Consider the following 13931-nt stretch of genomic DNA (forward strand, 5'->3'; position numbering starts at 1 on the left):
GTGTCTGCGCGGATGTCGCGGCGCGTGACGGATCCGGAGTGGACGAGGAGTCCGGAAGAGCGGAAAAGACAGCTGCGGAAAAAACAGTGAGAAAGACGGCAGGAAAGACGGCATGACGACGGATACGGCGACGGCCGCAGGGATGACGGCCATTCATAAGACGTTGGTGGTGGACACCGCTTTTGGATCCACGGTCGGAGTGGTGGGCTGCGATCCGGTGGTGGAAAGCGATTCCCGCGGTCATGTGGAGAGACTTATGCCGGACATCATCGCCGCGCTCGCGGCGGCTGGCCTGGATGTCGACGATGTATCCCGCATCGTGGTGGGCGTTGGTCCTGCCCCGTACACGGGTCTGCGTGTGGGCATTGTGACGGCCAAAGCGCTGGCCTATGCGACGGGGGCGGAGATTGCTGCCATTGACGATTTGACACCTCAATCCCTGCTGACCCGGTGTCTGCTGCGCGGGGATCCGCGGTTGCCGTCCATCAATGTGAGGGTTCGTGTCGGTGTCGGTGTCGTTGCGGGGACTGGCGCTGGGCGGGAGACGGATTCCCGTGGGTGCGCCCATCTCACCTTGGCTTTGAACGACGCGCGGCGGCGTCAGCTGTATTTCCTGTTGATGGATGAGAACGGGAATCCCTTGTCGGATGGACGCGCGCTGCCACGCGTGCGGTCATCGGAGGCCATGGGGATCGACTACCCGGATGCGATCGTCGAACGAATCAACCGTGAGGTCGAGACGCTGCGTGCGGGCACGGGACTTGATTATGCGGTGGATGTGGCTGGTCGTGGCGTGGCGCGTTATGACGGTGTGTGGGATGGCCTGCGCTCGCCGGGACTGGTCACCGACGCGATGCTTCTTGACGCCGGGGGGGTTGGCCTGGAGCTTATGGAGGAGGCCGCAGTGAATCGCGGCCGTCATGATGTGATCCCCGTCGAACCCCTGTATCTGCGCCGGCCCGATGTCTCCGTTCCCCGACCGCTCAAGCAGGTTCTTGGGTCGGGTCCTGCGAAGGACGTTGCCCGATGATCGTCACGCAGGAGCGGTACGGCCATGACAGGGCATGCTCCGCCATCGCCGACCTTGAGGCGAGAATATTCGGATCCGATGCCTGGACTCCATCCATGGTCAAGCAGGAGCTTGAGGCCCCGGCCCGGACCTATGCGCTTGATGTCGCCGATGCGAGCGAGGTCGGTGGCGTGGACGGCGAAGTCCGGGGGTATGCGGGTTTTTGGTATGACGGCGATGACGCCGAGCTCATGACCATCGGCGTCGCGCGCCCCTATCGCCGTCAGGGAGTCGCGGCCAGACTGCTTGAGTGGCTTATCGCGGAGGCGCGCAGTCAGGGCGCCCGGCGAATGCTGTTGGAGGTGAGGGTCGACAATGGCCCCGCCATCGCGTTGTATCGACGTTTTGGTTTCACCATGCTGGGGCGTAGACGGGGATACTACCAACCCGACGGCGTGGACGCCTACACCATGTCCTGCGATCTCCAACGGACGCGGTCCGAGCTGAATGGAGTCGACGCGCACGATCAAGGAGGCAAGAGATGACAGGTCCCACCGTTCTGGGCATCGAATCCACATGTGACGAGACTGCGGCCGCCGTGATATCCGGACGGGACCTCGTGTCTAACGTGGTCGCGTCGTCCATGGATGAGCACGCGCGGTATGGGGGAGTGATACCGGAGATCGCCTCACGCGCCCATGCCGAGGCCTTCATTCCCGTTGTCTCCAAGGCTCTGGCGGATGCCCACATGACCATCGGCGATGTCGACGCCATCGCTGTGTCCGCGGGACCTGGTCTGGCCGGATGCCTCGCGGTCGGGGTGTCCGGAGCCAAAGCGCTTGCGGCGGCGGCGCGCAAACCCATCTACGGCATCAACCACGTCATCGGGCACATTGCCGTCACTCAGCTTCAGTTCGGCGATTTCCCGGAGGACACGCTGGCTCTGATCGTCTCCGGTGGGCATACGTCGCTGCTGCATGTCACCGATGTGGCCAGACATGTCGACGTCGTGGGCACGACTCTTGACGACGCCGCCGGCGAGTGCTTCGACAAAGTGGCCCGGCTGCTGGGCTTTCCCTATCCGGGCGGGCCGCATATCGACAGGCATGCCCGTCTTGGAGACCCCCATGCGGTGAAGGTCCCCCAAGGATTGACCCAGGGAAGGGCTGGACACGATCACCCTTACGACTTCAGCTTCTCAGGGGTGAAAACCGCGGTCGCCCGATGGGTGGAGGGCCGTCGTGCCGTGGGGGAAGATGTGCCGGTCGACGACGTGTGCGCGTCGCTGGCGGAATCGGTGTCGACTGTTCTGGCCACCAAGGCCATTCGGGGCTGTCTGGCCTTGGGAGCGGACACCCTCATCGTGGGTGGCGGTTTCTCGGCCAACTCGCAGCTGCGCGAGAAACTGGTCGAGGTTGGGAGCCACAACGGTGTCGAGGTGCGTATTCCGCGAATCGCGCTATGCACGGACAATGGCGCGATGGTGGCGATGCTGGGGGTCAATCTTGTCGAAGCGGGGATTCGCCCGTCGGCGCCCGATTTTCCGATTGATTCGGCCATGCCGTTGACCACCATAAGCGTCTGAGACTGGGTGCTGGTGGGAAGCCGTGTTTGTCCGAGGCCGCCAAAGCGTTGCCAAAGCGTCGGCGAAGCGGCGAAATCGGTGCGACACGCTCAACGGCTGTGCATCTTGCGAAGATCATGGAGTCGTATAAACTCTATTTCTTGTGCGCGGCATTAATTGCTCCGCATGACGCATTCCTGCGTAGCTCAGTTGGCAGAGCATCCGACTGTTAATCGGACGGTCACTGGTTCAAGCCCAGTCGCAGGAGCCATACAGAACAGCAGTAGACAGTAGCGGTCACGGGACCCCGGAGCATAACAGCTTCAGGGTCTTTTTCGTTTATTGTGCAACATTGTGCAACAAACTTCACTGGGTACTAAAAAGCCCCGCCGAAGCGGGGTCTATTCAAGAATCTGAATATCAGTTGAAGATTCCGTACGTGTCGCAGATCGCAGAGCCAGCGGCACCGCTGCCCTCCTTGTGCGACTTCTGCTTGCCATTCACCAATACAGTGCAGGACACCTTCTGATCGTTGCCGCCCATGACATCGCCCATGACGGTGAGCGTGTACCCCTTCTTGGCATCCTCACCGGTTATGGTCTTGGTCCAGGTGCTGGTGAATTCCTCCTGGTTCGTTGAACCGGCCTCGCCCCATGTGGCGGTTCCCTTGCCTGTAGAGGTGGCCTGCATCTCCACCTTGGCCGTTGACTCGTCCGCTGCCGAAGATGACTGGCTGGCGCTGGATGACTGCGAAGCTGCGGGCGAGGATGACGCCCGGTCGCTGCCCTTGTTACCGCCAAGCTGGGACGCAACGGCAATGACCACGATGACCACGAGAATCCAGAACCACACGCGCTTGTAGAACGGTTTCTTGGGCTTCTGGGGTGGTTGCTGTGGGCTGTTGAACACTGGTGCCGTGACCGGTGGGGAGCAGGGAACCGCCACCGAGGTGGGGCATGTGAGCATCGACATCAACGGCAGACCATGCGAATGCGGAAACGTCGGATGCCTTGAACAATACTGCTCGGCCGTGGCGATCCATCAGGAGATAGTCGAGCGTGGTCTGGTTCACGGGGCGGAGTCCATGAGCCATCAACAGGCATGTCAGGCCTTGTTCGCAGCCGCCGAGAACGGGGACGCCAACGCCCAGGAGCTGGTTCAGCGAATCGGCCGATATGTCGGCTATGGATGCGTGACCATCATCAACGCCTTCAATTCGCGACGAATCGTCATCGGGGACATCGTCTCTCATGGAGGGCGTATTCTGCTCGACGCGGCGTGCGATGTCGTCGAAAGAAGAGTCATCCCCGAGGTCAAGGACGAGACCACGATTGTCCTCTCCGACATGTCCCCGGACGCCACCGTCACAGGAGCCGCGGCGGTGGCGATCGAACAGCTACTCAGTCATCCGACGTTGCTGACTTCGCGTGGGGAATCAGATGAATCCCGGGAACCGGACGAGCCAAGCTCGACTGTACCTTGATTGGGCACGCGTGGAGCTGACCCCCTGAGGGTCCCGTAGACAAAGCTTCGGGAATATCAGTCACCACAGTCATCACAGTCACCACATCGTATCAACCAACACGGGTTATTCAATTCACAGGGAAAGGACCAACCATCATGTCACATCCAACAGTTATCGCCTTGGGGGAGCTTCTCTGGGATATGCTGCCCTCTGGGAAAAGAGCGGGCGGCGCGCCGGCCAATTTCGCCTATCATGCCACCATGAACGGCGCCGACGGGTACGCCATCAGCGCCGTCGGAGAGGATCCCCTTGGCGATGAGCTCATCGCCGAAACGCGGAAAGCCGGGATCACCACCATCATCCAGCGCAACGCATGGCCAACGGGAACGGTTGAGGTCACGTTGCGTCAGGGCATTCCCGAATACGTGATTCGCAAGGGTGTGGCGTGGGACCATCTGCTCCTGACCCGTGAGCTCATCGACGCCGTGGAGAAGGCCGATGCCTTGTGCTTCGGTTCGCTCGCCCTGCGTTCGCCTGAAACGCACGACACCATCATCGAGCTGCTCAAGCATTCACGCGAGGATGCCATGAGGTTCTTTGACATCAACCTTCGTGGGGACCACTACTCGAAGGAGCTGATAACCGAGCTTCTGGGGTATGCCACCGTTCTCAAGCTCAACGACGCGGAGCTGCTGCTGCTTCGCGACATGTTCGGCATCACGGCGAATTCCAATGACGAATCGTGCCGTTGGTTCCTGACGGAATTCGACCTCGATTACGTGATTCTTACCGCCGGGGCCGATTTCAGCACAATCATCGCGCGCAATGGCGAGACGTCGACCTTGGCCACGCCTCATGTCGAGGTAGCAGACACGGTAGGGGCGGGGGATTCCTTCTCCGGAACGTTCACGGCGAAGATACTCGCGGGCGAATCATTGGATCAGGCACATCGGAGCGCGGTGAATGTCGCGGCGTTCGTGTGCACGAGCGTCGGCGCGTGGCCTGAGTATCCCAAGACCATTCCCGATTATCTGGCAATCGCGGGGAAGTAGCGGATCGACAACATCCAATGCAGGTCCGTCGTCAGCAATCGGCGGGAGCGCGCGTAGGAGGCGCTGTAGGATCGGCTCCGGCGAGACGGATGGCATGTTTCGTACGGATCTCCGAGAGCGCCTCCGCCGTGCATAGGAGCATGCAGGGCATCAGAGGAACCAGATACCGCAATTGCATGATGTACACGCCCTTCTGACCGGCGGGCGTGCCCTGAAGCCACATAGCGAGGTATGTGGCGAAGACACATCCGGCGGCGACCACAATGATGGATCCGAGAAAAATGGCTGACCGTGGGTTCCGCGGGGGAGCGCAGGCGTCGACGACGACGCACACGGCGACAAAAGCGAAGGCGGCCCAGACCAGAAGAAGGATGACCGGACTTCTGAAGGCTCCCTGCAGATGGACGACGCTATAGACGATGGCTGAAAGCGCCCTTTGTGGTTGTGTGAACAGAGATAGGACTCGGCCATGCACTTCCTCGGGGCTTACCGACGCCGGATTCGAGACGAATCCGCTGGTTATCCGCATCCATGCCGCGACCATGCAGAAACCGAGGATTATGGATGACGTGACGATGATCCACTGTCGTCGGGGGCGGGGCCGGTGAACGGCAAGAACGACCGGAAGCAGCAGAATCATGGGTATGAAAGCGTATTTGGTCAGGGAGAGAAGCACCGCGACCACACCGGCCACGACCAGATGCCCATCACGCGGTCCGTTTCTATACAGCGCCATCACCATGCACGAGAACAGGATCATGAGCGCCTGCGTGAGGCTGTCGGCCGATATGGCAAACGAGAAATGATATATCACGGGAGGGGATAGAAGGAGTATGGCCATGGTCAGTCGATGCTTCGGAAGCAGTGACATGCCCCAAGTGGTGAGAATGGTGTAAGCGAGGAGCATCATGGTTTCCGCGAGATAGAAGGTCGTGGCTGCGCTCAACCCGAAAGCCTTCCCGAGTGCGAAGCCTGCGATCTGTGGCAGATAGGACACGGGAGAATAGATTCCCGTGTTATTGAAGGGCACATCGGCTCCGGTCGAATCCTTTTGGGTGATGCTGTTCAGGTCGACGACTCCGGAGTCGAAGGGGTCGCGATGGGCGTCGGAAAGTCGGATCCACTTCCAGTCGACCTTGCCTCCGACGTTGTCCGATGCCGACGAGTGGTAGTGCGATGTGGAATCCACATGGCGGGGGATGATGTCGCCGTTTGTTATCGCGGACACTCGATAGACATGCTCCCAGAGATCGGGAATCCTGCTCATCTGGGTGTGGGCCATCCAGAGTCCCCCCATAAGCAGTGTCAGGAGGGCGAAGACGATCAGGAATCCCGTACTGTGCACGAAACGAGGCACCGCAGGCGTGCTTTCCTGAGCCGCCCGCGCAACGCCCGCGCGATGCCGGATGGTCTGAGGCCGTTTCGTGTGGGCTTGCGCTAATTGATTGCCGTCATTCATCAGTTGCCATCATCCGTCGGCATGCGCATCCCCCGTCCCCCCGTCCACGTGCGTGTCGGTCCCTTCCGTCGCTCACACGACATCAGACTATACCAATCTATACCAATGGCGTTTTTTGACACGTGCCGGTGATATGCCGACGCATGACGCGGGCGATTGATTGTGTGTGACGAGGAGAGTCTGCGTGGGATTGGCATACCGCTTCGCTTCTAGGGAAGTCATGCTCTACAATCACATGCTTTACAATCATTAATGTTGGTCGGCATCCTTGCCTCAGCAACTATGATGCGTCTCGGAACCATGGATGCCATTATGCATGCGATGGTCTTTCGGGAGGAAAGTGGGAACTTATGGTCTCATCGGATCTTCCAACCGTCGCCGGAGCGACCGTCGGGAAGGGCAGGCTCGGCTCGGATTCCGGTCAGACCTCGGACAAGCCTCTGGTTGAGCTGCGTCACGTCGACAAGTTCTTCGGGAATCTTCACGTCCTCCAGGACATCAACCTCTCCGTCCATAAAGGTGAGGTGCTGGTGCTTCTGGGTCCTTCCGGATCGGGGAAATCGACGCTGTGCCGGACCATCAATCGTCTGGAGCCGATAGATTCCGGCGAGATCCTCATCGACGGGGAGCCACTTCCCGAGGAGGGCAAAGAACTCACGCGACTTCGTGCGGAGGTTGGTATGGTCTTCCAATCCTTCAATCTTTTCGCACACAAGTCGATACTTGACAATGTGGCTTTGGCGCCGCGGAAAGTCCGACACATGTCGCGCGAAGATGCCAACAACGAGGCCATGCGTCTTCTTGACAGCGTAGGAGTGGGGGATCAGGCCAGCAAGATGCCCGCACAGCTGTCGGGAGGCCAGCAGCAGCGTGTCGCCATCGCCCGTTCCCTTGCGATGCATCCCAAGGTGATGCTGTTCGACGAGCCGACAAGTGCTCTTGACCCCGAGATGATCAGCGAGGTCCTTGACGTTATGGTCGATCTTGCGCATCAGGGAATGACCATGATCGTTGTGACCCATGAGATGGGCTTTGCACGTCAGGCCGCGGATCGGGTAGTTTTCATGTCTGATGGCCAGATTGTGGAGCAGGGGACCCCGTCCGAGTTCTTCGACCACACGCAGTCCGACAGGGCCAAGGAGTTTCTGGGCAAAATACTCGCGCACTGAGCGCCCCGCGCCGACCATACGTGTCGCGATGCCGTCCATAACCGGCTGAGAAAGGCAATAACCGCCGGAAGATGGAAAGGCTTCGACCACATGTCCGGGGCCGCGCGACCGTGGAGTCCCATCGTCGGGCAAGATACGTGGACGGCCATGGCATGCATCTCCATTCGGTGTGACATGCGGCTCGGCGGATTCCGGGTCATCCATGTTGCGGGCAATCGCGAATTGAGGAATTCCGAATTGAGGAATTCATGGGCATCATGGCTCCAGTCGTGGAGGGGCGTTGTCAACAATGGATCTCTTGTCAGGTAAGAATCGTGGTTCCCGGAAGTCGTGGCGGTGCCATATCGGTTATCGTTCGCGCGCATGTCTTCCTCGGGCAGGCAGGCAACGTGAGCTCTTCCCCTCGATCGTCACTTGTCTGGTGCTTGTTGCCCTCATAGGGGCGCTCGGAGTGGGTGTTCCCCTGTCGATGCCGGATTCGTCCCAATCGTTGGTCATCGGATCCAGCGGTGATGAGGGCACGATGGGGTGCGGATTCGTCACCGTGGCCATGCTGGTAGCAATGGATGAGGCTGAGGGCTCGCAAGTGTGCGAGGGGTCGATGCTCATGCCGATTCCCTCCGCGGCGGTGATCTCCACATTCGATGCGCCATCATCGCCGTGGATGTCGGGGCACCGGGGCATAGACATGGCTGCGGTGGCAGGACAGACGATTGTTTCTCCGGACGACGGAATCATCGGTTTTTCTGGTCGAGTCGCAGGAAAGGATGTCGTGACCGTTGTGCATGGGAACACCGCTGCGCATGTGAACCTGGTGTCCTCGTTCGAGCCTGCTCGTTCGGATCTGCGCGCGGGCGAACGAGTCACTCATGGGCAGGCCATTGGCACGGTTTCGCGCGGGTCGGACCATTGCGACGACAGATGTCTGCACTGGGGGCTGCGCACGAAGGATGGCGACGACTATGTCGATCCGCTGCTATGGACAGCTTCGGGGGGCATCGTTCTGAAACCGGTGATGTGAAAACCCGAGGATGGGTAGACTTGGGGAAGTGCCCTGTATGCCGTCGGGCCTGTGCCGAAGTAGGGAGAGCAGATGCGCAAGGAATACACCCGTCCGTTGGAGACACCTATCGACAGCGATAGGAACGTGTTCTCCATCCTTGAGGAAAGGGTAGATCGCGATCCGGATGGAACTCTGGTGGAGTATTCCGTCGATGGACGATGGAGCTCATTCACCGCCAGGGAGTTCCGGGACAAGGTCGTGGCGTTGGCCAAGGGCCTTATCGTCAAGGGCATTTCGGCTGGCGATTCGGTCGCGATTATCGCACACACCTCCTGGCAATGGACCGCGGTCGATATGGCGATTATGTCCATCGGCGCACTGACGATTCCCATATACGAGACCAATTCCCCCGCTCAGGTCCGTATGATCGTGAACGACTCACGCGTGGTGATGGCATTTGCGGAGGATGAATCCCAGAGATCCAAAATCGAGCAGGTGGCGGCCGACTGCCCCACGCTGGGCGAGGTCTTCGTCTTTGACAATGATGCGATAGAGACCATCATCGAGTTTGGACGCGGTCTTGATGACAAGGTCTTCTGGGACCGTGAGGAAGCCGTCCGCGGTGATGATTTGGCGACCATCGTGTACACGTCGGGATCCACGGGGACTCCCAAGGGGATCGAGCTCTCGCACTCGAATTTCGTCTTCATCGTCTACTCGGGCATCGAGTCGATGCCCGACATCGCGATGAAGCCTGACCGTCGTCTTCTTCTCTTCCTCCCGTTGGCGCATGTATTCGCCAGATACATGCAGTTCTTCAGTTTCGCGGGCAATATCACGCTGGGGCTGTCCTGCAATCTGTCGACGATCCTGTCGGATTTTCACGAGTTCAAGCCCACGTTCATCCTTGCTGTTCCCCGGATATTCGAGAAGATATACAATGCCGCCTCGCAGAAGGCGGGATCGGGAGTCACGGGTAGAATCTTTGCCAATTCGGCGCAGGTTGCCAGGGAATGGTCGAAGGCGCAACAGTCAGGACATCCCATTCCCCTCGCCTTGCGCCTGCGGCGTGGATTCTACAAGAAGATCGTGTACTCCTCGATTATGGACGTTTTCGGGGGATCCGTGGAATATGCGGTATCCGGAGGGGCTCCCATGGATGCCTCGATAGCGCATTTCTTCAACGGCGTCGGGCTTCCTCTTCTGGAGGGCTATGGCATGACCGAGACATGCGCGCCGTCCAGCGTCAATCCGACAACGGGATACCGCATCGGAACCATCGGTCTTCCTTTGGAGGGCGTGACGATAGGTGTGGACGACGACTCGGAGTTGTGCATCAAGAGCCGCGCAGTGTGCGTCGGATACCACAACCATCCTGAGACCACAGCGACGCAGATCGTCGACGGATGGCTTCATACGGGCGATCTGGGCTCCATTGACGACGACGGCTTCGTACGCATAACGGGACGAAAGAAAGATCTGATCATCACCGCGGGGGGCAAGAACGTCTCGCCAGGGCAGATGGAGGCTTCCGTGATGACGTCACCGGTGGTCGATCAGTGTGTGGTCATCGGCGACCGCCGCCCGTTCATCGCGGCCTTGATTACCTTGGATTTGAACGACACCAACCAGTGGTTGACGGTGCACGGCGTTCCCAAGGTGAAGACGCTTGAGGAGGCCTCGAAGAATCCCATTATCCGCACAGAGGTCGAGAGAGCCGTGTCGAAGGCCAATGAACTCGTGTCCCGCGCGGAGTCGATAAGGAAGTTCGAGATCATACCCGAACGCTTCACACAGGACAACGGGATGCTCACGCCCAGTCTCAAGGCCAAGCGTCAGGTGATCACGGAGCATTACCGCGACATCATCGACAAGATCATCTACGTGCCCCGGAAGAAATACTGAGTTCGTCGACCGTGTCCTTCGGCCGTTCCCTTGGGTGGGGGTGGCCGAAGGACACTGCGGCGTCATGGCATGTCACCGCCGCCGCTCTGACGACCACTTCACGGTCACAAGTTCGCGGTATGTTGCCACTTCACAAGGAAACGCGGACCGTTTAGTGAGGCAACCGGGAGCTGTGGGCACCATCCGATTCCGGTGACGACTCTGACCGTGCGTATGACTTCTAACGACCTCCGCCATATCGGGGAATCTTCGGAAGGAGGGAATCATTCTCTGGGCTGCCCCGATTGACCTCTAGAGTCCCGCATCGGACAGAGAAGCGTATCCCTTGTCAATAAGCGTCGTTTTGAGATTGTCCGCGCTAATCGCGACAAGGCCGGCGTCAATGGTGGGGACCGATGTCGTGTAATACGTCGAGGTTTTCACACCGGCCACACTTGTGACCTTTTTCCCCTTGGCCCACGCCGCGCACACGCGTGAGAGAAGGGTCGCGGCATTGCCGCGGTCCTCAATCGTGGTCATCCACAGATGGCCGTTCACGATGTCGGGAAGCGTCGCGATGTTGGCGCCGTATCCGGTGATGATCGGCCATTGGGAGTCGTTCGTCGTTGTGGATTTCTTCGAGGACGATGCGGACGGGTCAGGAACGGCGGACCGCTGGATATCCCGCTTGCCGATGATCCCCTCCACTATTCCTGAGACGCTGATAGATGGATTGATCTGCGCCGATGATCCCGTGTAACCCATTTTCGTCAGCTTCTTCACCACGCCGGAGACCACAAAGTCATTCGACGCGATGATCCCATCAATTTCCGGGGTTGTCACCTTGCTGGAAGTGGACGCACTCAGTTTCTTGGTGAGCCGTTGATATATCTCGTCTCCTGCGGCGGTTGGGGTCGTAGCGTCGAAAGTGACACTCTTCCAGTCAGCGACGGTCGTCGATGAAGTCAATGTTCCTGATGCGCTCACCGCCTTGCCGTTCACGAAGTATGGCTTGAGAACCGACCATATCCCTGAGAAGAACTGGCGGTTGAAGCCGTTGGATTTCGACTCCGGCAGAAGAACCTCGATAACGCGGGGGCGCGCCGAGGACGCCGAATCCAATTGAAGCTTGGTGACGAGGTTCTTCGCCTGTATCTCGCCGATCATTGCGGCCGAGGACATCTGAAGAAAAAGATCCGGAGTGAATCCGGGAATCTTGTTGGCCACGATGATCACCCGTATTCCGGACTGCTGTGCCAGCTCGAGAGCATCCGCCAATCTGGCGAGGGCAGTGTTTGTCTTAGACGATGAGGTGCTCGAAGCGCTTGTCGAATTGGCTTCCCGCGAATATGAGCGGCTGACGAAGTCACCGAATTTCGCGTCGTTCTCCCCGCTTGCGGGAACCGGAGCCACCACCAAGGTCGTGACATCGGACGTCTTCGACGATGAGGAGACGGACGACACGACCGCATCCTGAACCGCAGAACTTTGATCTTCGAGAGTGCCGGACGTCGTCGTGCTGATGGATGTCTTCGAGAAGCCTGCGTTGATGAGGGAGGTTTTCATCTCGGGAACGAATTTCGCCCAGGTCCCCAAGGGAACGTTCTGGCTCAGCTCAAGCTGGTCTGATGGTGTGAAAATCGCCGCTTGTCCGGTGATCCCCGTTCCGGAGGTGGAGGAGGATTCATTCGAGCCCACATCCGCGCATCCGGCCGCGGTCAAGGAGAAAAGCACCACGCACACGAACGTCATAAGCCTTCTCATCGCACGGTGGCTCCGCTCCCAGAGCGAACCCACCGTCGAGCCCGGAAAAGAGCGGATTCGCGGTGACCGCGGAGATCTCCTCGTGGAACCCAGCAATACGACCACCCTTTCCTGATGTACTCATGGTCATGCCACGGTCCTGATTGTAGGTGTCCCCAGACCTCAAGGCGAGTCAGACGCGCACGCGGGAGCGAAGCGGTTCGGCGGACGGCGTGCGCGCCCGACCCGGCGCGAGGATGGTCATTGCGTGATGGCGCGGTCCAGATTCTCGGCGAGGGCGTCCATGAATCCATCGGTGTCGAGCCAGGCTTGGTCGGGGCCCACAAGAGTGGCGAGGTCTTTCGTCATGCGGCCCGATTCGACGGTCGACACGATCACCTTCTCCAGGGTGTCGGCGAAGGCGCGCACGTCGGGGGTGTTGTCGAGCTCCGCTCGGTGGCGCAGGCCCCCGGTCCAGGCGAAGATCGAGGCGATGGGATTGGTTGATGTCTTCTCGCCCTTCTGCCAGCGACGATAGTGTCGTGTGACCGTTCCGTGGGCCGCCTCGGCCTCCACCGTCTGCCCATCGGGCGTCATGAGTACGGAAGTCATGAGACCCAGCGAGCCGAACCCCTGAGCAACGCTGTCGGATTGGACATCGCCGTCATAGTTCTTGCATGCCCAGATGTAGCCGCCGTGCCACTTAAGCGAGCTGGCGACCATGTCGTCGATGAGGCGGTGCTCGTAGGTCAGCCCCTCCTGGGCGAAGCGGGATTTGTATTCCGTTTCGAACACCTCGGCGAATATGTCCTTGAATCGTCCGTCGGAGGCCTGGAGGATGGTGGTCTTCGTCGACAGATACACCGGATAGTGGCGTAGCAGCGCATAGTTGAAGCAGGCTCTGGCGAAGCCCGTGATGGATTCGTCGAGGTTGTATTGGACCTGAGCGACGCCGGCGCCGGGATAGTCATAGACGACATGCTCCTGCGGCTGTGTTCCGTCCGCCGGCGTGAACGTCACAGTGAGGCGTCCGGGGCGGTCGATGGTGAAGTCGGTGGCCTTGTATTGGTCGCCGAAAGCGTGCCTGGCCACGATGATGGGCTTGGTCCATCCTGGGACCAACCTTGGAACATTCGAGATGACGATGGGCTCGCGGAAGATGGTTCCGCCCAATATGTTGCGAATCGTCCCATTGGGCGATTTCCACATCTTCTTGAGGCCGAACTCGCGCACACGCGCCTCGTCGGGGGTGATGGTGGCGCATTTCACTCCCACATGCTCACGCTGGATGGCGTGGGCCGCGTCTATCGTCACCTGGTCGTCCGTGGCGTCCCTGTTTTCGATTCCCAAATCGTAGTAGTCGAGATTCACATCCAGATAGGGGAGTATCAAACGATCCTTGATGTCCTTCCAGATGACGCGCGTCATCTCGTCGCCGTCGAGCTCAACGATCGTTCCGGTGACCTTGGTCTTGGCCATAGTGATCTCCTGTCGCACATGGGGTGGATTGTCCGTCTTCAGTTCTAGCGCATGGGCATGAGAGATGGGAGCCGCGTATGGTCGGACGTGGACAGGGGGCAACG

12 protein-coding genes and 1 tRNA gene are annotated in these 13931 nt (G+C 59.5%); 9 read left to right on the forward strand and 4 right to left on the reverse strand.

What is annotated here, in order from left to right:
* Positions 1 to 112 precede the first annotated feature (112 nt).
* The 4 genes from tsaB to Q1X90_RS04115 all read left to right on the forward strand — a co-directional run bounded on the left by tsaB (position 113) and on the right by Q1X90_RS04115 (position 2844).
* The gene (gene tsaB, locus Q1X90_RS04100; RefSeq protein WP_300766804.1) at positions 113 to 1030 is read left to right on the forward strand and encodes a tRNA (adenosine(37)-N6)-threonylcarbamoyltransferase complex dimerization subunit type 1 TsaB; all 918 of its coding nucleotides are present in this window, start codon (positions 113 to 115) and stop codon (positions 1028 to 1030) included.
* Entirely contained in the window at positions 1027 to 1554 is a 528-nt protein-coding gene (rimI, locus tag Q1X90_RS04105; RefSeq protein ID WP_300766806.1) for a ribosomal protein S18-alanine N-acetyltransferase, read from the forward strand. The genes tsaB and rimI overlap by 4 nt, the downstream gene beginning before the upstream one ends.
* The gene (gene tsaD / locus Q1X90_RS04110; RefSeq protein WP_300766808.1) at positions 1551 to 2594 is read left to right on the forward strand and encodes a tRNA (adenosine(37)-N6)-threonylcarbamoyltransferase complex transferase subunit TsaD; all 1044 of its coding nucleotides are present in this window, start codon (positions 1551 to 1553) and stop codon (positions 2592 to 2594) included. The genes rimI and tsaD overlap by 4 nt, the downstream gene beginning before the upstream one ends.
* A 174-nt stretch (positions 2595 to 2768) precedes the next feature.
* Positions 2769 to 2844 (forward strand) — tRNA-Asn (locus Q1X90_RS04115).
* Between the two features lie 149 nt (positions 2845 to 2993).
* On the opposite strand, the gene Q1X90_RS04120 is transcribed toward Q1X90_RS04115, so the two are convergent.
* The gene (locus tag Q1X90_RS04120) at positions 2994 to 3482 is read right to left on the reverse strand and encodes a hypothetical protein (RefSeq protein WP_300766810.1); all 489 of its coding nucleotides are present in this window, start codon (positions 3480 to 3482) and stop codon (positions 2994 to 2996) included.
* Between Q1X90_RS04120 and Q1X90_RS04125 the strand changes: the two genes are divergently transcribed.
* Positions 3475 to 4056, forward strand: coding sequence for an ROK family protein (locus tag Q1X90_RS04125; protein WP_300766812.1), 582 nt, complete (start codon positions 3475 to 3477; stop codon positions 4054 to 4056). The two genes, Q1X90_RS04120 and Q1X90_RS04125, sit on opposite strands and share 8 nt — an antisense overlap.
* 137 nt (positions 4057 to 4193) lie before the next feature.
* A complete protein-coding gene (locus Q1X90_RS04130) occupies positions 4194 to 5090 on the forward strand; it encodes a carbohydrate kinase (protein ID WP_300766814.1) in 897 nt (298 codons plus the stop codon).
* A gap of 31 nt (positions 5091 to 5121) precedes the next feature.
* Here Q1X90_RS04130 and Q1X90_RS04135 read toward each other — a convergent pair whose 3' ends face one another.
* A complete protein-coding gene (locus tag Q1X90_RS04135) occupies positions 5122 to 6549 on the reverse strand; it encodes a DUF2142 domain-containing protein (RefSeq protein ID WP_300766816.1) in 1428 nt (475 codons plus the stop codon).
* A gap of 350 nt (positions 6550 to 6899) precedes the next feature.
* Between Q1X90_RS04135 and Q1X90_RS04140 the strand changes: the two genes are divergently transcribed.
* From Q1X90_RS04140 to Q1X90_RS04150, 3 genes are all read left to right on the forward strand, one after another.
* On the forward strand, positions 6900 to 7718 hold the full coding sequence (locus tag Q1X90_RS04140; protein WP_300766817.1) for an amino acid ABC transporter ATP-binding protein: 819 nt from the start codon (positions 6900 to 6902) through the stop codon (positions 7716 to 7718).
* Positions 7719 to 8016: 298 nt separating this feature from the next.
* Positions 8017 to 8739 carry a M23 family metallopeptidase gene (locus Q1X90_RS04145; protein ID WP_300766819.1) on the forward strand — a complete coding sequence of 241 codons (723 nt, stop codon included), beginning with the start codon at positions 8017 to 8019 and terminating at the stop codon, positions 8737 to 8739.
* A 72-nt stretch (positions 8740 to 8811) separates the two neighbouring features.
* Positions 8812 to 10626: a long-chain fatty acid--CoA ligase gene (locus tag Q1X90_RS04150; protein ID WP_300766821.1), complete on the forward strand. Its 1815-nt coding sequence runs from the start codon at positions 8812 to 8814 to the stop codon at positions 10624 to 10626.
* A 291-nt stretch (positions 10627 to 10917) separates the two neighbouring features.
* Here Q1X90_RS04150 and Q1X90_RS04155 read toward each other — a convergent pair whose 3' ends face one another.
* Together Q1X90_RS04155 and Q1X90_RS04160 are read right to left on the reverse strand one after the other, a co-directional pair.
* Positions 10918 to 12369 carry a hypothetical protein gene (locus Q1X90_RS04155; protein WP_300766823.1) on the reverse strand — a complete coding sequence of 484 codons (1452 nt, stop codon included), beginning with the start codon at positions 12367 to 12369 and terminating at the stop codon, positions 10918 to 10920.
* A 240-nt stretch (positions 12370 to 12609) separates the two neighbouring features.
* Positions 12610 to 13827: an NADP-dependent isocitrate dehydrogenase gene (locus tag Q1X90_RS04160; protein ID WP_300766825.1), complete on the reverse strand. Its 1218-nt coding sequence runs from the start codon at positions 13825 to 13827 to the stop codon at positions 12610 to 12612.
* Between the last annotated feature and the right edge of the window lie 104 nt (positions 13828 to 13931).

The organism is uncultured Bifidobacterium sp., assembly GCF_949292005.1.
Taxonomy (GTDB): Bacteria; Actinomycetota; Actinomycetes; order Actinomycetales; family Bifidobacteriaceae; genus Bifidobacterium.